This is a genomic window from Bradyrhizobium liaoningense (genome assembly GCF_018130785.1).
GTDB classification, from domain to species: Bacteria; Pseudomonadota; Alphaproteobacteria; order Rhizobiales; family Xanthobacteraceae; genus Bradyrhizobium; species Bradyrhizobium liaoningense_A.
The window spans coordinates 173,213-192,190 of record NZ_JAFCJT010000007.1 but is presented as its reverse complement, the minus strand read 5'-3'; the positions used below and the strand labels follow the sequence as shown (position 1 = coordinate 192,190).

The following is an 18,978-nucleotide window of genomic DNA, read 5'->3' as shown; positions in this document are numbered from 1 at the left end:
CCAAGAGATCGATCGAACGACCAACCCACCAGTGGCCAAGGAGCGTCTAATGACCAAAGAGACGATGAAGCACGATGAAGCCGCCGCCGAAAAAACGCGCGCAACAAACTCATCCATGGATCGCCGGGCCGTCCTTCTTGGCTCGTCATCGCTCGTCGCCGCCGCAACGCTGACCTCTCAGGCGCTCGCGCAGGCCCAGAAGGCCGCACCTGCCACAATACCAGCGGCCGGTGGCCGCAAGCCGAATATCCTCGTCATCTTCGGCGATGACATCGGCATTCCCCAGATCAGCGCCTACACCATGGGGATGATGGGTTATCGTACGCCGAATATAGATCGGATCGCTCGCGAAGGCGCGATCTTCACCGATTCATACGGCCAGCAGAGCTGCACCGCCGGCCGCGCCTCGTTCATCCTGGGCCAGGAGCCGTTCCGCACCGGTCTTCTCACCATCGGCATGCCCGGCGATCCCCACGGCATCCAGGACTGGATGCCGACGATCGCCGACGCCATGAAAACGCAAGGCTATGCCACCGGCCAGTTCGGCAAGAACCATCTCGGCGACCGTGACGAGCATCTGCCGACCAAGCACGGTTTCGATGAGTTCTTCGGCAATCTCTACCACCTCAACGCCGAGGAGGAGCCGGAAGGCTACTTCTATCCGAAGGATCCGAACTTCCGTAAGCAGTTCGGCCCTCGGGGCGTCATCAAATCGTCCGCGGATGGCAAGATCGAGGACACCGGGCCGCTCAACACCGCGCGCATGCCGACGGTGGACGAAGAATTCCTGGGCGCGGCCAAGGACTTCATCGGCCGTCAAGCGCGGGCCGACAAGCCGTTCTTCGTCTGGTTCAATTCGACACGCATGCACGTTTTCACGCACCTGAAGAAGGACTCACTCGGCAAGACCGGCAAAGGCATCCATGCCGACGGCATGGTTGAGCACGACGGGATGGTGGGAGAGTTGCTCAAGCAGCTCGACGACCTCAACATCGCCGACAACACGATCGTTCTCTACACGACAGACAACGGCGCCGAAATCGCGCTTTGGCCCGACGGAGCCATGACGCCATTCCATGGCGAAAAGGGCACCACTTGGGAAGGCGGCATGCGCATTCCGATGATGGTGCGCTGGCCCGGCGTGGTGAAACCTGGAACGCAATACAACGAGATCATCTCGCTGATCGACTGGTTCCCGACGCTGTGCGCCGCGGCAGGAATCCCCGACGTCAAGGAGAAGATGAAGACGGGCTTTGCCGGCGCCAACGGCAAGAATTTCAAGGTCCATCTCGACGGCTACAACTTCATGCCGTTCTTCAAGGGCGAGACCAGCACGCCGCCGCGCGATGCGATCTACTATTTCGATCAGGGCGGCAACCTCAACGCCATCCGGTGGAATGACTGGAAGCTGAGCTTCGCATCATCAAAGGGCAACATCGCAACGGGAACGCGCGAGGTGACCGCCTGGTCGCTCATCGCCAATTTACGCATGGACCCCTATGAGCGTGGCCTCGAGGAAGGCGGCGGAGCAATCCAGTTCCTTGCCCAGAACATGTGGCTGATCGTGCCGGTGCAAGGCAAGATCAAGGAGTTCTTCTCCGATTTCGACCAGTTCCCGTACCAGGAAGGCAGTTCGTTGAACGCAAGCGGCATCAACTACGGACTGCTCCGTCAGCAAGCAGCGCTGAAACGGCTCAACGAACTGGAGCGGATTAAGCCACAATAGGGAAGCAATCCCGGCACGCGCGCAAGCCGGGAGATCCATGAGAGTGCGTGACGAAGCCGCGAGCCGCGCGTGCTTCGTCACGCAATACGGCGCAGGCTGTCGCGGGAGTGCATCGTTATGGTGGACCCAGACGACGGCGCGTGCGTGTCCCTTCGTCAATCACCGAGCCCGGAGACCCATACGTTGCGCAGGGCCCTGCGCAACTCGTCAGCGTCTTTGATCGCATCGCGTATCGGTGGTACGATGATGCACGCTGAAGACGTCGAAAGCTGAAAAGTGTTGGCCAGGATTGTCGTTGCTATGCGCACCAGGCCCGAATTTCGCGACGTGACCAAAGCGATGGGCCAAGCAGCGGTGGGCGCGCTGACGATCGGAATGCTGCGTACCGCTCGCCGTTTCGATCCGACCAAGACCGCCAACTGCTGATCGACCAGTATCTGACCAACGGCGTCGAGGTCACCTTCTTCGGCCGCAAGACGAGGGCCAATCCGATGCTTGCCCGGCTGCTGCGGCAGATTGAGTGCCCGATTCATGGCGTGCGCATCATCCGCCTGCCCGGACAGCGCTTTCGTGGCGAACTGTCTGAAGAAGTGAAGCCGGTCCGCGATGCCGCGGGACAAATCGACATTCAGGGAACGATGCAGGCGGTCACGTCGGTCATCGAGGGCTGGATCCGCGAACATCCCGATCAGTGGCTGTGGCTACACCGTCGCTGGAGGTAGCACTTGACTGGTCGCCGTAACCCTCAGTGGAGGTGCACCATCCAACTCGGCAATACGGCGGTCAATCTCGCCGATCACGCGTTCCGAGAACGGCCCGAGATGCATGTACAGCGCCATCAGCATCACAATGTACCGTAGCGCGCCCGGATTGGTCTCCGCGACTTCGACGAAGGTCTTCCAGAACGGCTCGCGAACCTTCGGCAGGGCCCGCATGATCTTGTGTACGCTGTCGATGCCGCCAAGCCTTTTTCGCACATCGCCATCCGGGAGATCGCGGCGCCGGTCGGACCGGTCGAGCATGGCTGCGAGACGCGACAGTCGTCCTGCATATGCTGCCGGACTGTAGACGTGCCCGAGCACGGCCTTGTAATCGGCAAGGATGTCACGAAGCGGACGCTTGGTATCGAAATTACAGCCGAGCGTGCACTGATCGCCCGCCTGCTCGATGTTCATGAAGTCATGGCCCTCGTGCAAGCGGCCTTCCGCGGCCAACCGCCGTGTTAGCTGCGTCCCAGGCAGCGCATAAAGCAGTCCAACGATGGAGACTGGAATGCTCGCCTCCTCGATGAGGTCGGCCATTGCCTGTCCTATCGAGGCATTTTCGCTATCGAACCCGACGATGAAGCCCGCGGTGACGAACATGCCGTAGCCGTAAATCTTATGAATGGACTCGGCGATGTTGCGCCTGGTGTTCTGCTTCTTCTTCATCTGCACGAGCGTCTCGGGATCCGGGCTCTCGATGCCGACGAAGATCGCGAAGAAGTTCGCATCCTTCATTGCCTGCAACAACTCGCTGTCGTCCGCGATGTTGATCGAGGCTTCGGTTGAGAACTCGAATGGATAGTCGTGGTCTTCCAGCCAGGCTTTGAGCCGCGGCAGCAAGGTGCGGAGGTTCTTCTTGTTGCCGATGAAATTGTCGTCGACGAAATCGACATGCCCGCGATAACCGTGATCGTAGAGCGCCTGCAATTCTGCGAGAATCTGATCGTTGGTCTTGGTACGCGGCACGCGACCATACAGCTCGATGATATCGCAGAACTCGCAGGTGAACGGGCAGCCACGCGAATACTGCAGGCCGACGTATAGATAGTGATCGAAGTTGAGCAGATCGTAGCGAGGCATCGGGCTCAGCGTGACATCTATCTTGAATTTCTCGGCGATGAACACGCCCTTGCGTTCGCCGCTTTCCCAGGCGGCGATGAACTGCTCGATGACATGCTCGGCCTCGCCGATCACCTGAAAGTCCGCGTCCGCGTAAAGATGCGGGCTGGAGGAGACATCCGGTCCACCGACACATACTGGCTTGCCGTGCAGGTGAGCGAGATCGATCAGGTAGATGGCATCCGGCTGCTGGTTGAGCATGCCGCCGATCATCACAAGATCGGCCCAATCGAGGTCCGAATCAGTCAAAGCCTCAGTATTGCGGTTGACCAGCCGGATGTCCCAATGCTTCGGCAACATGGCGGCGACGGTGATCAGGCCGAGTGGCGCCGTTGGATACTTCGCGCCGACGAGTTCGCAGGCCTCCGCATAGTTCCAAAACGAATTCGGAACGAACTTCGGATAGATCATCAGGACGCGGCAGGGGATTGTCATGCTGTTCCAGCCCGGGCGTTGATGGCACAATGCCCCGCTGTTTATCGGGGCTCAAGGGTTCGCTTCGCTCGTCGATAAGGCGTTGAGTGCTGGTCGTGGAGGTGTGCACTGCAGTTCAGTTCGCGCACCTCGGCAGTAGTGCATTGCGAATCAATCAAGCCGGACGCGAACATCGCGGACCGTAAGGCTAGCATTAGTATCCGCAGATACGCGTTCTAATTGGATTTTTTTGGGGCACGCTTTTTCGATCCAGTTCCGGTGGACTGAGCGTCGTCCCCACGGCAGGGCCAAGAATCTCTGAATGCTTCGATGGCGACGGTGATCCCGGGTTCATTCGCTCGATCCGGATTATTATCAAGATACCGCAGAAGGACCTTGGCACTTTGCAAAGTGCTGCCTTGCGCGGGGGGGCATGCACGCACGTTAGCCGGCAGATTTGGTGAAAAGAGCATCGCCGTCTCGATCATTCCCTCACATACGCCGGCGGACCGAGCTTCGTCCTGATTGCGAAACGAGTTCTGAACCAGCAGTTCGCAAGACTTTTGCGCGTCGGTTGCTTTATCGACAACCGTGGCACTGGCCTTCCCGATGACCAACAGGATTAGGCCGGCAACAACAACATGACCCCGCATCCGCGGTCCCCCGAACAGCGGCGCGATAGCTTACTGCGTTCAGTATGCCGCAATAGAATGGCCGCCCGCGCCGTTCCAGGCGGCTCAGACGGCTTAGCTCAAAAAAAGCGTCTGATCTACCGCGCTCAAATAGGAGCGAAGTGAACTCAGCTCTTCCATTTCCACAAAGCTGAAAGAGCGCTTGGCGACTTGACAACACGCAGCTTTACGCGCCGTGACCGCCGCAAAGGTCGGCTGCACCGCGATCATGATCGCGAATCAACACCGGCGGCAACAAGCGCGCTGATGGTACAGATCCCGATCCGGCGCGGAGAGCGTCTATTATCCCGTCGTGTACGCGACGTGCACAGGTCGATTGATGTCGAGGCTCGGCCTCGACGCAGAACCATTGCCTAGGCGGTGATCTTCGTCTGCGATGACAAGTTCTGCGAATCTTCCTCAACTACGCCAAGGAGGACTTCACCTTCAGAACGGTCTCCAACAAGAGCTTAGCCATGACCAAGCGGAGGTAGAACTGCCTGGCTGCGCAGCGCCGCGGACGTTCCCATGATCTTCCGGCCTATTCTTCAACCAGGCGAACCAGCACACGAATGCTGGTCGTATCGAACCACATCCTCAAAGAACAAGCTCGCTTGAATTTCTTGAAGACCTCACACCTATCCTGACGCAAGGACAACCGAATGAACTCGATCCGAGGATTCTAGCCTCGACCGGATTCAAGCTGCACCGTTTTTCGCCCCCCGTTCAGCTCTCTGAGTTTGTTGACGTATTCCTCAGGCTTTAGCAGATGAAACGGAGCGTTGAGGCCCATGAACGTCGCTATGCGGCCGATAAAGGCAGTACAGTTTGTCGTTGCAGCATTCCAGAGCGGCGAAGACTCCTGCTGGCGCTTGATATAAGCAAAGACCTTCTTGGCGTCTGCCTCAGACAGATAGACGCGATAGCTGGCCGTCAAATATTGCTCGTCAAGATCACCGTAGGTCGCACCCGTCTCAGAAGGGACAAACATGATGTGTCCCAGGAGGTATGGCAGCTCGTCGCCGGCCGGAGCCAGACCAGCGACCTCGACCTTCTTTTCGCTCGTCTTTCCGTACCAGACGAATGCATGACCGTACGTTGCTGCCGTGCGGGCACGAAAATCAACATAGTAGGGACCCGTGGTGGCAGCTCTTCGAACCGGCTTTACATCTGATGTGGCCGGCCGGGCACCCGGCGTAACAGCAGCCATGCTCTCCACATGCTTCGTCGCCGAACTGGGGAGAGCGTCCCCTTGCTGCTGGTCGGTACGCGCCACGATCGGCTGTGCGCCACTGATCCCCGTCCCCAGGCCCACAAAGGCCACCAGCATGGCGGCCTTTGCAAGAACCTTGAGACCCGGATATCTCCGAATCACTCCCGCCATCTTCGAATCCCTCTTGGATCCAAGATCCGATGCCACAGGTAGTCTGCTACCCCAAACGAACGCCGCTGGCGTTCGTTTGGATAGTCAGATCAACCCTTGGTCACCAACGGGGCCGGGGCAGCAACCGGATACTTGCCCACCGGGCTCTTACCTACGGGATATTTGCCGATCGGAGCCTTGCCAACCGGCGCGGGGGCGGCGGCAACCGGCTGAGGCCGTGGCAGGTCGGCAGCAACTGCGGTTCCCACGAAAGCCAGCGACGCGATTCCAAGTACAACGAATTTCAACATCGGATCTCACCATTTTGTTCGGGAGCGATTGAATTCACCTGACACACATAGGAATAACCCGACACTCGCCACGGCACCAAACGAATAGACCGTGGAGTCGGCGGTTCCGGCAGCTTTTTCTACCGTATGTTGCGGAAATGGCACGCAAATTGAGGTATCCGGTTCCAAATCAGCCCCGTGAGCACCACAGGTCGACACCTGTCGGGCTCCACCTCAGAGTATCCAGGGGAAGACTCGACCGGTCCGCGCCATATATTCGCGATAGCTGTCGCCAAACGTCTGCAGCATCATTCGCTCTTCTCTTGCAACGCGGCCAAAGAACAAGATCCCGAAGCCGGCAATGCCTGCAAAACCGGCGATCCAATTCGGCAGCAGCAATGCCTGGGCGATGGCCCACAGCCAAAATGCCGAATACATCGGGTGTCGAACTCTCCGGTAAATCCCTTCCGTCACGAGTTCATGGTTCTCCCGCACGTCGAGACTTATCGACCAATTCCGGCCGAGTGCACGATGAGTCAGGTGAAACACGGCCAAAGCCGCAATCGCAAAGAAAGACCCCAGCCAAGCCAACCAGGGATAAAAGCTGTGATCTGCGAAACGAGGCATTCCTGTCGCTACGTAGACAAGCGGAACAAGTCCGAGTCCCGAAAGAGATATGAGCAGGAGAGCAATTTCCAGGGGGCCGCGAGCGCTCCGCACGATCCTGGCACGGCGAGAACGCCGCGCGTACTTATAACGAATAGCGTACCAGCCGATCGCCAACGCAACGAAGATGATTTTCGAAATGGTGGGCGTCATTTGAACTAGGCTACCGCGCCCGGAATACCTGGCAGTCCGCCTGCTGACGGCGGTGCGCTCGCAATAAGCCCTCCGTCGTCAGCGATCATCGACACGGCGCCATCCGGCGCGAGCGTCTGGGATTTGGCTGAAACAGGTCCGCAAGTCAGCATGAAGTAGTCATACGATGTTCGCTTGTCATTTCCGCTGACGAACTGGCAGTGCACGCGGAAGTAGTTGAAGCGGATGCGTTGATACATGTCGTCGTCAAGCATTCGACTAAGTCTCACAATCCTAACGATCGCCTCGTTTTCTGTCGACAAGCCCATTTCGGCCATTGGCCGGCTTTTGTAAAAGTTCAACAGGTCGACGAGGGCCTGATAGTCGCCCCAGAAGATTGCGGGTGAATTGGCGACGCGTTCCATAGCCATACGAAAGCGTATTGCCTGCGGGTGCAGGCCGATCTTGAGTATGGATGATCCAACGCTCAAGAATGTCACGGGAGTTTTGTTCCGATCGAGCGCAGGGTCCAGCCTCAAGGCGCGATCCAGTAGATCGACCGCAAGTACGGCGCCAAGACTGTGCCCTATGACCAAAATTTCGTCTGCGGCAGAGCCGCTCGCCGCAGCCACGAGCTCGGCTGCCAATCTGTCCAGTCTCTGCTCAATTTCCGAATTACCGTATCGAATATACTCGCGAGAAAAAATCCAATCGTCGAACAAGTCGCCCAGGTGGAGCCAGCGCCACGGGCCCGCGAAAACGGCTACGATTCCGAAGAAACCGCCAACGGTAGCGACAGGAATGGATCCGGTGATCTTGAATGCAACCACGGCAATCAAAAAGGCGACCGCGATGAGCAGTCCGAACATGACCAATGGATAGAGAAAGAACAGTGCGTAGCGCCAGTTGGTCAGCAAGTACCGCCAAAGAGTGCCGGTCAGAACGAAATCCAGAAACGCAAGAACGCCGACGGAAATGCGTGAGCCAATGCTTCGACGCCCGAAGGCCTCAATTACGTCGTGCCATCGGACCAGACGGTAATCGGTTTCGACGAGCCAATCGGGACCAGTTGTCGTCACATTCCATTGAATCTGGTCGGCGGTCTCATGCAAACCGTCAACGGCCGCTTTTACTGACCACGTACCTTGGAACCTCGCAATTTCGCGCACAAAGCGTCGTTGCGCGCTGGCATGCGACGTGATCGGATCATAGCCGCCGATATGGAATACCAACCGTTTCGCCACAGGCTTGGCGGACATTGTCTCATCCCCGGACTCATGCGTGCTGCTCGCTGCCCCACGTCGTCAATCGACCTGTAGTCAAAAACAGACGTTTGACGCCAAGGGTTGTCAAGAGAGAAACGACCAGTTATTGGGGAACATGTATCGATTTGTTCTGCCATGCATAAGCCGAACCGCTCGAACAATAGCGTCGATCGGTGCTGCCGCGATTATCGGATTGTCCAGCACGGCGCCCTCTCAAGCGCAGGACGAGAGATCGTCTGGAGAGAGATGCCTTGCCGCAAATTTGGACGTCTCGCTGGGCGCACAATTGCCGCGCACGGCGGCGCGCTTGAGATCTGGTGCGCCGCTAAAGATTGTCGCGATCGGATCATCGTCAACGGTGGGACTCTGGGTACTTAGGTCCGCGGCCACATATCCAGAGGTGATGCGCCGAGAACTCTCGAGACTTAGATCCAACGCCACGATCGAGGTCATCAACAGCGGTCGAGTCGGCGATACGATTCCGAACAACGTCGCACGGTTCGAGCGTGACGTTTTCGCGCACATGCCTGATCTCGTTATCTGGCAACTGGGTACTAATGACGTCGCCTGGGGTGGCCGGCCGGACCAGGGGCTCAAGAGAAGCGTTGTTGAAGGGGTAAGGGCACTTAAGGCGGGGTCAGCCGATGTCGTGTTGATGGATCTGCAATATGCGCCACAGGTGCTCGCCTCGGCCGGCTATTCGACGATGGAGGACATCATCATCGATGTCGCAAGACAGGAACGGGTCGGGCTATTCTCTCGTTTTGCGCTGATGCGAAACTCGGTCAGTGCCGGAGTTGCGCAAAGCGCGCTTGTAACGTGGGACGGATTGCACAACACGGCCGATGGTTATGATTGCATTGGACGAGCCCTTGCCCGAGCAATCTCGACGAGCGCGCGTTGAGAGGCCCTAGCTCAGGCGAATCGGAGGCTGCGGGTTCGCATGAGCTTGGGCCGCGGCCCGTGACAGCGATGCCGAGCGTGCAGATGCCCACCAACGCGAACAGAGATCAATTATCGTCGACAATCACCGCATCTCTCGCGGCGGTGACAGCAATTCGCGGCGACGCTGTCAGGAGGTGCGCTCATGCACCATTATGCCAGCCAACTTGTTGACCTGTTACTGGTGCTTGTCGCCGCGTGGATGGTGCCGGCCACCATCTTTATTATCTACGCCTATTTCGCTCGTCTTAAGAATCCGGTCAGCGAATCGGTCTTTGGACGTGTGGTGATCATATCCTTGTTCATCATAACCACGTCGATCTGGCTCCCGATAATTCTGACCGCCATAGTCCTATCACTGATCGGTCATTTGTGGTTCCGCTTCAGGGGACGACTACGCAAATAGCTAGATATTGCTAGGGGCAAAAAAGCTGGAGACGAATTAGAGCGGCCCCTCAGCAAACTAAGAAGGGAAGCGAAGCAATGTCCGCGTTTCTCCCAGCTCTGACGATAGCTGCTATCAGTTTTATAACAATCGCCACGGCTGCAGAATGGCGACCGCAGTTTCTCTCAGCGTGCCGAAACGGTTGCGCGCAGCAAGGCGACTTTTCGACGGACGCTTGCTTGCAGATTTGCAACTGTATGGCCTCAGAGTTGGAAGCGAAATTTAGTACCGAGACTCTCGGCTCCATTGATCGCCCGAGTGCTGAGCAACTACACCAAACTAACGAAATCAGAATGCTTTGCGTCCGGCGAGTACTAGGACGTTAGAGCTGTTGCCATTGGCACGGAGGTCATCAGCTTGACCCTGACGTACCTCTCCGTCTTTCCATAGCGACTGTGGTGTCGAGTAATTATATGGTGGGCGCACCAGGGCCCGAACCTGGGACCCGCTGATTAAGTGACATGCAGCTCGCCTTGATCTCTCAAGGGGATTTCTCCAACCGAGCCAAAATCGGATCATTGGAGATCAATAGCTCACCGTGGAAACTCCAACTGCGAGCGCGCGTCAACGGGAGAGCAGGTTCAGAGGACGATATTCCTTTCAAAGTCCGATCAATTTTGTACGAATAGCATACCGGACCAACTCGGCAGTCGAGGAAATATTGAGTTTACGCATTGCCGATGCGCGATGGGTCTCGACCGTCTTCACGCTGAGATTCAAAATCGCGCCCACGGACTTGTTGGTGTGTCCTTCCGCAATCAATTGAACAACGCTCTGTTCTCGCGAAGATAGCAGGATCTCCGATCTCCCCTTCTTGTTTGACTGATAGTCATGAAGCAACTTTTCCAACAAGGCACTGGTGAAATAAGGTCGATGGTCAAGTAATGCTTCGATAGCCGCAATTAGGTGACTCTTCGCATCTGACTTGAGCAGGACTCCCCGCACGCCTGCCAGAAGGACTTCCGTAAGAATTTCTTCGCTTTCATGCATTGTGAGAATGAGCACTTCCGCGCGTAGATGATGCAATTTAATTCGACGGCTGACCTCCAACCCATTCATGACGGGCATCGAGTAATCGACGACTGCGACATCCGGCTTCAATTTCAAAGCTAACGCAACGGCGTCCTTGCCATCGACAGCTTCCCCGCCCACGGTCCAGTCGGCGCGAGTTTCGATGATCGCGCGAAGGCCGGACCGAACGACTTCATGGTCATCCGCAATCAGGATCTGCTTCACAGTGACGTTCCTGTCGGTTGGAACCACCGGCTAGGGCGATCGGCGGCTTGGCAATGCGACAGCAGGATGGGTTCATCATACTGATCGGCTTGCCTGCCGTTAATCCCACAAAACCCTGAAACTCCAGGGATGAGTATTCGGATTTCTCGATTGAACACTCCTCGACACGTTAGAGGCGCCGTCGCCCGCCACCTGCCGGGTCAAGCTCCCCGGCCCCCCGCAGAATGGGTGCAGCGCAATCTGACGAGACGATTGGAACCGCGTTCTCATGCCTCCACGAGCTTGCTACGAACGGCGTATCGAACCAGGCCCGCCGTTGAATTTATGTTAAGCTTGCGCATGGCGGCCGCTCGATGCGTCTCCGTAGTCTTTATGCTGAGATTCAAGATAGCGCTTACGTCCTTATTGCTGTGCCCTTCCGCAACCAGTTTCACGACCGTCTTCTCTCGAGGCGAAAGCACCTGGTTCGGCTCGCCCTTTCCAGTCACCCTACCCTTCAGTTCGCCTGGGAAAGCGCCCGCGTAGAACGGCTTATGAGTTATCAATGACTCGACCGCCGCCAGGAGCATTTTGTTTGCATCAGATTTCAACAGAAATGCACGGGCACCTGCCTGAAACGCCTGCAACGCAAGCACATCTGAATCGTGCATCGTGAAGATGAGTATTTCCGTTTCTTGCTGATGTTCCCTGATGCGCCGTGCAACTTCTATACCTGTCATAAAGGGCATCGCGTAGTCTACAATGGCAACGTCAGGCCTTTCTTCCACGGCCCCAGCGACCGCCTCCTTGCCATCGCGTGCCTCAACTACGACCTCCCAACCGGCGCGCCCTTCCAACAGGGCGCGTAGTCCGCATCTCACTGTTTCATGATCGTCAGCTATTAGAATCCGTTTCATGATCGAAGAAAACTCCAATGCCGGGTTGCGTCAGGCATCGACAACCCATCGTTCGTCTCCAGACCTCCTTGGATATTCTGCGTCCCTCAAACATTTCGAGCGGCTGGCGCTTCAATGCCGCCCTGCAATGGATCTGTGATGCTCCAGTTGGCCATGACGCTGCACCGGCTGTCGCGCCCTCTTGAGCAAAAGACCGTGCGGGAGATCTGCACACAACGTGGTACCTCGCCCCCCTTTTGCTGATGAAGAATGGATTTCCAGGGTGCCGCCCAACTGACGCAATCTGGCTCTCATTGCCGGAATTCCGACGCCAAATGAGATCGCCTTAGGGCCTGATCTCGCTTGATTGGTTGGCATGCCGCGGCCGTTGTCAGCAACCTGAAGCTTGAAATGCGTATCCGTAGCCTCCATTGCGACATTCACGTGCGTCGCTTGGGCATGACGGAAGACGTTCGCAAGGGCTTCTTGAATGACTCTCAGCACAGCGCGCTGCCGCTCGTAGGATAACCTGTCAACTTCGGGAGCAATCTGGAGACTGGTCTTCAGTGAAGTGCGCGCCGAAAATCCCCCTACAAACTGTTCGATCGTAAGCTTCAGGCCGTCGGTCGACAGATTCCGGGGATGGAGCAGGTAGGTAAACGCACGAATTTCCCTCTGCGCCTGATCTATCGACGCATCGATATCGTCCATGAGTTTCTCTACGCTACCGTTGTCGCTTATTGCGCGCCTCAACCGCATGACGGTCAAGCTGGCGGCAATCAAATGCTGGCAAGTCGAATCATGTAGATCGGATGCAATCCGCTGTTGCACCTCTTCCTGAAGCGATAACAACCGGAGCTCGAGTTCTGCTGTAGCCCGTCTTTTGGCCGTCCTGTCGACGGCATCGCCGGTCGCCCGCGCGTCGATCACGCGGTGGCTACCGACTAGCTTGACAATATTCCCGCTTTGCGAATCACGAACGGGATTGATCGTCGTATCAAACTCGCGTCGGCGTCCACCGAGTGTAAGGCGGTGCCGGTCATGAACTGACTTTCCCTTGGCCAGACATGCATCGCAGGAATCGCAGATGGCCTTCGCGTCCTCTTCGCTCATGCAGTCACGAACTGCTGTTTCGCGGCTGATTGAAATTCCGAGCGCGCGTTCGAAGGCCGGATTCATGCTCGCGTAGAAGAACTGTCCGGCATTCGAAATCTGCATTCCGAAGAGATATTCCGGAGCATGTATCCAGTGGAGCTCGTGGTACGCTGGTCGCGGACTCATCACGGTCCTGCCCCTGATATTCCCCAGGTTGCGCGGCCTTTAGAACTGGCCGTTTCCTTGAGCAACGTTAAATCTGCGTCGCTTTCTGGGCTTGCCTTAAGTAAATACCCTCTGGAAAACACTCGTCAAGCATCTGTTTTCGTAGCCGAAAAAGGCGATGCCATTTGGCACATTTTGCATAGTGCACTTTTACTCGAGTTTTCAATTTTTCCCCGCCACAATTCAAGATTGAATGCGATTTCAGTCACTTAACGGTCACGCCGTAGACAACGCCAAAAAGCGGGAGGCCTGCTGACTCAAGGCTGGGGCAATCGGCAGGAGCGCTCAGTATATTTCCTGATGGCGGGGGGTTTTGGCCTGACGGAGAATACTTATCGGGATCGATCTGCAGCTGATAGGTCTTGCTATGCCTTCAAGCCCCGGCAGGACAAAGTCGTATCGATTGCTGATGACGGCGCTTGTTGCGATCGCACCAGCAATGTCGCTCGCGGCCTGCCAGAGAGAGACAGGGACCGCAGCTCCGCCAGCCCGCCCGGTTAGAACCATATCCGTTGAGAAGCGCGAGGCAGGCGAGGCGCTGACATTTACCGGCCGTATCGAAGCTGAAGATGAAGTAACTTTGGCGTTTCGAATTTCCGGGCGGCTATTGGAAAACAGCGCCAAGCTCGGGGACCGGGTGCAAGCCGGGCAAGTTATGGCACGGCTTGAACCGCAAAACGAGTTGAACGCATTGCGGCAGGCACAGGCAGGTCTCGCGGCCGCCCAGGGGCAGTTGACGCAGGCGCGCAATCATTACGAGCGCCAGGAGACGCTTCTTGCGCAGGGATGGACCACGCGGGCCAATTTCGAACTGGCGACGAAAGCGCAGCAAACCGCCCAATCGCAAGTGGATGCCGCCGAAGCCCAGCTCCATACCGCACACGATTTGGTAAGCTTCACCGAACTCAAGGCCGATGCGCCGGGAACAATAACTGCGACAGGCCCCGGCGCGGGGGAAGTTGTTCAGGCAGGGCAAATGATCGCCAGGCTTGCACGGAAAGATGGCCGCGACGCGGTTTTCGACGTTCCGGCCCAGTTGCTTCGATCAGCACCGAGCGATCCCCGGATCACCGTCAGCCTGACGGACGATCCGGCAGTGACCGCGCAGGGGCGAATCCGCGAAGTCGCCGCTCAGGCCAATCCTGTCACCCGGACCTTCGAGGTCAAAGTCGGCTTGACTGACCCCCCCCCCGCCATGCTGCTTGGGGCAACCGTCGTCGGGCGCATGCAAACCGACGCCGTGCCGATCATCGACATCCCGGCAACGGCTTTGACGAAGATCAATCAGCGACCCGCGGTATGGATTGTCGATCCATCGACCAAAACGGTTTCAATCCGAAACGTCGACGTCTTGCGCTTTGACCAGGCGCGGGTGATCGTTTCCCAGGGGCTGGACACCGGCGAAATCGTGGTCACAGCGGGCGTTCAGGCCCTTCACCCGGGCCAGACGATTCGCCTGCTCGGGTCAGAGCCATGATCAATCTCTCCGAATGGGCGCTCAAACACCGTTCGCTCGTCGCCTACATCATGATTGTCGCCGTCATCGCCGGCGTCCTGTCGTATTTCCGACTTGGCCGCAGCGAAGATCCTACCTTCATCATCAAGACCATGGTCGTTCAGGCAGCCTGGCCGGGAGCAACCGTCGAAGAGACGCTCAAGCAGGTAACCGAGCGACTTGAGCGAAAACTGCAGGAAACGCCTCATCTGGATTTTCTGCGCAGCTTCACGCGCGCCGGCGTTACGACAATCTTTGTCAACCTGCAGGGCAGCGCGAGCGCAAAAGAAGTTCTCGACACCTGGTATCAGGTTCGCAAGAATGTCGGCGATATCCGCCACACGCTTCCGGCAGGAATTGTCGGCCCCGGATTCAATGACGATTTCGGTGATACGTTCGGGATTATCTATGGCTTTACGAGCGACGGTTTCACGCATCGCGAACTACGCGATCGTGTCGAGGATATCCGCTCGAAACTGCTCCAGGTGCCTGACGTATCGAAAATCGAACTATTAGGGGCACAAGACGAGAGGATCTTCGTCGAATTCTCGATGAAGGAGCTCGCCAGCCTTGGGATTGACCGGTCCGCGCTGATCGCTGCGCTGCAAGCACAGAACATCGTAAGGCCGGCCGGCACGATTCAAACCGGCGATGAAAGTCTTTCGCTGCGGGTCTCGGGCGCATTTACATCGGAGCAGGATGTCGCGAACACCAATTTCGTCGCCGGCGGACGTGTGCTCCGCCTTAGCGATATCGCGCAAGTACGGCGTGATTATTCCGACCCGCCCCAGCCGCAATTTCGCGTAAACGGCGAACCGGCCATCGGGCTTGCGATCGCGATGCGGGACGGCGGTGACATTCTTGCTCTCGGTGCAAACATCAAGAAATTGATGAAGCAGGTCACCGCAGATTTGCCCATCGGCATCGAGCCGAAGCTCATCGCGGACCAAGCCGTCACCGTCGACGGCGCCATCTCGGAATTCATGACGTCGCTGTTGCAGGCGATCGCCATTATTCTCGTCGTGAGCTTCATCAGCCTCGGCGTCCGGCCCGGCTTGATCATCGCGCTTTCGATTCCACTGACGCTGGCCATCGTCTTTCCGATCATGCAGATGGCGGGCATCGATATGCAGCGCATATCCCTCGGTGCGCTGATCATCGCCCTCGCATTGCTCGTCGACGATGCGATGACGACGACCGACGCCACGCTCAATCGGCTGGCGGAAGGGGACGACAAGGTCGAGGCCGCGACATACGCATTCCGGACCTACGCATTTGCCATGCTCGCGGGAACGCTGGTGACGATCGCCGGTTTCGTCCCCGTTGGCTTTGCAGCCAGCTCGGCGGGAGAATACACATTCTCGCTCTTCGCAGTGGTCAGCATCGCCCTGATCGTGTCATGGTTCGTCGCGGTGATCTTTGCGCCGCTGCTGGGTGTCGTCATTCTCAAGCCACCGCGGGCCGCGGCGACCGCCGATCCCGGCAGGATTTTCCGATGGTACCGGAGTTTCCTCACCTTCGCCATGCGAGCGAAATGGCTGACGATTCTGGTTTCGTTGGCGCTCTTCGTGGCATCCTTTCTCGTGCTTCCGCTCATCCCTCGGCAATTCTTTCCATCCTCGGATCGTCCAGAGTTGCTGGTCGACCTCAGCCTGCCGCAGAATGCGTCGATCTATGCCAGCGAATCCGCAGCACAACGCCTCGATGCTGCTCTGAAGGGCGATCCGGATGTCGCGCGCTGGAGCACCTATGTGGGTCGCGGCGCTATTCGCTTCTATCTGCCGCTCAATGTTCAGTTACCGAACAACTTCTTCACCCAGGCGGTCATTGTTGCAAAGGACGTTGCGGCACGCGAACGTCTCCGCCTGAAACTGGAAAAGATCCTGTCCAATGAATTTCCAAACGCAATTTCGCGGGTCTACCCGCTTGAACTTGGGCCTCCGGTCGGATGGCCTGTGCAATATCGTGTCAGCGGACCCGACGTAGGTCAGGTGCGCGAGATCGCGCTCAAGCTCGCCCGGATCATCGCGACCAATCCCAAGGCCGAAAAGGTCAATTTTGACTGGATCGAGCCCGCCCGCCAGGTGCGCATTCGTGTCGACCAGGATGAGGCGCGCCTGCTCGGCCTCAGTTCGCAGGCACTAGCCGGAGTTCTGAATACTGTCGTATCCGGCACCTCCGTTACCCAGGTACGCGACGATATCTATCTGGTTGATGTCATCGCACGTGCGACGGATGAGCAGCGGGTCTCGCTTGCTACCCTGCGCACCGTGCAAGTGCCGGTGCCGGGTGGGCGAACGGTTCCGCTCAGTCAGTTTGCGACTTTCGAATACGGGCAGGAATATCCCTTGATCTGGCGGCGCGACCGCGTTCCGACTCTGACGGTACAAGCCGACACCATCGCCGGCGCCTTGCCGGAGACAGTAGTGACCGCGCTTTCGCCCGATGTGGAAGCCCTGACGAAGACACTCCCTGCAGGATATCATGTCGTTGTCGGCGGGACCGTCGAAGAAAGCAAGAAATCACAAGCCTCCGTCATTGCCGTCGTGCCGGTCATGTTGCTCATCATGCTCACCGTCCTCATGGTGCAGTTGCAAAGCTTCCAACGACTGTTTCTGGTCCTTAGCGTAGCGCCGCTCGGCCTGATCGGCGTCGTCGCGGCGCTCCTGCTGTCCGGCAGGCCGCTGGGCTTCGTTGCCATTCTCGGCATCCTGGCCCTGCTGGGCATGATAACCAAGAATGCGGTGATCCTGATCGGCCAGATCGAGGCAGAGCGTTCTCAGGGAAAAACTGTCTGGGACGCCGCCATCGATGCCAGCAGCTCCCGTTTCCGTCCAATCATGCTGACCGCTGTATCGACCGTCCTCGGTATGATCCCTATCGCTCCGACAGTTTTCTGGGGGCCGATGGCCTTTGCGATCATGGGCGGCTTGTTGGTTGCAACGATTCTGACGCTGATCTTTCTACCGACGTTGTATGTTGCCTGGTTCAGAGGAACCGAACGGTCAGCGGACCCTTCGAACCCCAAAGAAGCCGCCGCCTGAAATTCAAATCTCGCCCGACGGACCGTGCACGTACCTTGCTGCCGAAAGATCCAGAAGCGACTATCGAGGGATGTTGGCTTTCCATGCTGTCGTCAGCTCAAGGCCGGGTATCTCTTCCGCATCTGCGTCAAGGGAGTCCCCTCCCCTCCAACTAGGTAATTACCCGATATCGTGATGCAGTCCGGACGTGCACCGTGCCGATACCCAACAGTGGAGGCAACGATGCTTGGTCCGAAAGCGCTGTTGGTCCCCGCGCTGGTCCGGAGGTTGGTTCTCGCGGCAACTTCGATCGGAGCTTGGGGCTACCGCCTGATCCTCACCAGGTGATTTGGCGTCGATACGTCAGCAGGTGTGTGAAGCACCGCTGCCGGACCGGGCAATATGGAGGTCAGTAGCGTCATGAACTCATCGGAGGAGCAAGGCAGGCCCGCGGAGCCGCCCGTAACCGGTACAGGCATTCTTGGAAGTGCGATTTCCCGGGCTGCCGGATTTTTTGCTTTCTGGCTGGCGCTGACCGACGCCAACTCTGGCGATCTTGCGGCCGGGTTAGCGGCTGCTGTAGCGGCAACCTGGGCAAGTCTGCGCCTCATGCCTGCGGAGCAATGGAACCTAAATCCTGTCAAGCTTGCAAGATTCACGCTGCACTTTCTCCGCCAATCGATCGTCGCCGGAACGGACGTCGCGTTGCGCGCGCTTGATCCTCGGCTGTCGCTCCGGCCGGGCTACGTGGTCTATCAAGCGCAGCTCCCGCCGGGCACGAAGAGAAATGCGTTCTGCGCCGTCATGAGCTTGCTGCCAGGCACGCTTCCATGCGGATCCGCGGAAGGCAATGGCCTGACCATTCATTGTCTCGATGTGGCGGCGCCGGTGGTCGAGCAGCTGGCTGCGGAGGAAGCCCTGTTCTTGCGGACATTCGGAGGAGCGCAGCGCAATGATTAGCTTCCTGCTGGGAGCCGCGGGCTTCGTGCTGATGACCGTGGCGCTTGCTCTGGTCGTGATTCTTCGTCGTCCAGCCGAAGTCGACCACATGATGGCGGCGCAGCTGCTGGGCACCGGTGGTGGCGCCATACTTCTTTTGCTGGCCACGGCGACCGAAACACCACCGATCGTGGACGTTGCATTGCTGTTGGCACTGTTTGCTTCGTTCGCGGCCGTCGCATTCGTTAGAAGCGCGCCCGGCCAGGAGAGCGAGGTCTAAGGCAACGAGCGGC

Annotated in this window: 17 protein-coding genes and 1 pseudogene; 8 read left to right on the top strand and 10 right to left on the bottom strand. The window is 57.8% G+C overall.

Annotated features, from left to right (window positions below; all coding sequences use genetic code 11):
- The first annotated feature begins 49 nt into the window (after positions 1-49).
- Both JQ627_RS18260 and JQ627_RS18255 read left to right on the top strand, forming a co-directional pair.
- Positions 50-1,726, top strand: a complete 1,677-nt coding sequence (locus tag JQ627_RS18260) for an arylsulfatase (protein WP_409363811.1) — start codon at positions 50-52, stop codon at positions 1,724-1,726.
- 422 nt (positions 1,727-2,148) lie between these two features.
- Positions 2,149-2,448: pseudogene (locus tag JQ627_RS18255) on the top strand (lipid A biosynthesis lauroyl acyltransferase); the annotation flags it as partial.
- Here the strand turns inward: JQ627_RS18255 and JQ627_RS18250 are convergent.
- From JQ627_RS18250 to JQ627_RS18225, 7 genes are all read right to left on the bottom strand, one after another.
- Entirely contained in the window at positions 2,428-4,044 is a 1,617-nt protein-coding gene (locus JQ627_RS18250; RefSeq protein ID WP_212485531.1) for a B12-binding domain-containing radical SAM protein, read from the bottom strand. The pseudogene JQ627_RS18255 and the gene JQ627_RS18250 sit on opposite strands and share 21 nt — an antisense overlap.
- 215 nt (positions 4,045-4,259) lie before the next feature.
- A complete protein-coding gene (locus tag JQ627_RS18245) occupies positions 4,260-4,676 on the bottom strand; it encodes a Rap1a/Tai family immunity protein (RefSeq protein WP_212485530.1) in 417 nt (138 codons plus the stop codon).
- 93 nt (positions 4,677-4,769) lie between these two features.
- On the bottom strand, positions 4,770-4,925 hold the full coding sequence (locus tag JQ627_RS18240) for a hypothetical protein (RefSeq protein ID WP_212485529.1): 156 nt from the start codon (positions 4,923-4,925) through the stop codon (positions 4,770-4,772).
- A 451-nt stretch (positions 4,926-5,376) separates the two neighbouring features.
- Complete coding sequence (locus JQ627_RS18235; protein ID WP_212485528.1) at positions 5,377-6,078, bottom strand: hypothetical protein; 702 nt, start codon at positions 6,076-6,078, stop codon at positions 5,377-5,379.
- 89 nt (positions 6,079-6,167) lie between these two features.
- The gene (locus JQ627_RS39790) at positions 6,168-6,368 is read right to left on the bottom strand and encodes a hypothetical protein (RefSeq protein ID WP_131871326.1); all 201 of its coding nucleotides are present in this window, start codon (positions 6,366-6,368) and stop codon (positions 6,168-6,170) included.
- Between the two features lie 213 nt (positions 6,369-6,581).
- Positions 6,582-7,166 (bottom strand): protein-S-isoprenylcysteine O-methyltransferase, encoded by a 585-nt coding sequence (locus JQ627_RS18230; protein WP_212485527.1) that lies wholly within the window; start codon positions 7,164-7,166, stop codon positions 6,582-6,584.
- 5 nt (positions 7,167-7,171) lie between these two features.
- Positions 7,172-8,404 carry a hypothetical protein gene (locus tag JQ627_RS18225; RefSeq protein WP_212485526.1) on the bottom strand — a complete coding sequence of 411 codons (1,233 nt, stop codon included), beginning with the start codon at positions 8,402-8,404 and terminating at the stop codon, positions 7,172-7,174.
- 22 nt (positions 8,405-8,426) lie between these two features.
- Here JQ627_RS18225 and JQ627_RS18220 point away from each other — a divergent pair, with 22 nt between their 5' ends.
- Entirely contained in the window at positions 8,427-9,314 is an 888-nt protein-coding gene (locus JQ627_RS18220; protein ID WP_312015777.1) for an SGNH/GDSL hydrolase family protein, read from the top strand.
- Positions 9,315-9,497: 183 nt separating this feature from the next.
- Entirely contained in the window at positions 9,498-9,758 is a 261-nt protein-coding gene (locus tag JQ627_RS18215) for a hypothetical protein (RefSeq protein ID WP_212485525.1), read from the top strand.
- Between the two features lie 639 nt (positions 9,759-10,397).
- Here the strand turns inward: JQ627_RS18215 and JQ627_RS18210 are convergent.
- The 3 genes from JQ627_RS18210 to JQ627_RS18200 all read right to left on the bottom strand — a co-directional run bounded on the left by JQ627_RS18210 (position 10,398) and on the right by JQ627_RS18200 (position 13,126).
- On the bottom strand, positions 10,398-11,033 hold the full coding sequence (locus tag JQ627_RS18210) for a response regulator transcription factor (protein ID WP_212485524.1): 636 nt from the start codon (positions 11,031-11,033) through the stop codon (positions 10,398-10,400).
- A gap of 266 nt (positions 11,034-11,299) precedes the next feature.
- Positions 11,300-11,929, bottom strand: coding sequence for a response regulator transcription factor (locus JQ627_RS18205; RefSeq protein ID WP_212485523.1), 630 nt, complete (start codon positions 11,927-11,929; stop codon positions 11,300-11,302).
- A gap of 111 nt (positions 11,930-12,040) precedes the next feature.
- On the bottom strand, positions 12,041-13,126 hold the full coding sequence (locus tag JQ627_RS18200; RefSeq protein ID WP_212485522.1) for a sensor histidine kinase: 1,086 nt from the start codon (positions 13,124-13,126) through the stop codon (positions 12,041-12,043).
- 511 nt (positions 13,127-13,637) lie between these two features.
- On the opposite strand from JQ627_RS18200, the gene JQ627_RS18195 reads away from it, so the two are divergent.
- From JQ627_RS18195 to JQ627_RS18180, 4 genes are all read left to right on the top strand, one after another.
- Positions 13,638-14,705: an efflux RND transporter periplasmic adaptor subunit gene (locus tag JQ627_RS18195; protein WP_312015776.1), complete on the top strand. Its 1,068-nt coding sequence runs from the start codon at positions 13,638-13,640 to the stop codon at positions 14,703-14,705.
- Positions 14,702-17,767 (top strand): efflux RND transporter permease subunit, encoded by a 3,066-nt coding sequence (locus tag JQ627_RS18190; RefSeq protein WP_212485520.1) that lies wholly within the window; start codon positions 14,702-14,704, stop codon positions 17,765-17,767. Before JQ627_RS18195 ends, JQ627_RS18190 begins: the two co-directional genes overlap by 4 nt.
- Before the next feature lie 399 nt (positions 17,768-18,166).
- Entirely contained in the window at positions 18,167-18,706 is a 540-nt protein-coding gene (locus JQ627_RS18185) for a Na+/H+ antiporter subunit E (RefSeq protein ID WP_212485519.1), read from the top strand.
- Positions 18,699-18,965 (top strand): monovalent cation/H+ antiporter complex subunit F, encoded by a 267-nt coding sequence (locus JQ627_RS18180; protein ID WP_212485518.1) that lies wholly within the window; start codon positions 18,699-18,701, stop codon positions 18,963-18,965. Before JQ627_RS18185 ends, JQ627_RS18180 begins: the two co-directional genes overlap by 8 nt.
- Positions 18,966-18,978 lie beyond the last annotated feature (13 nt).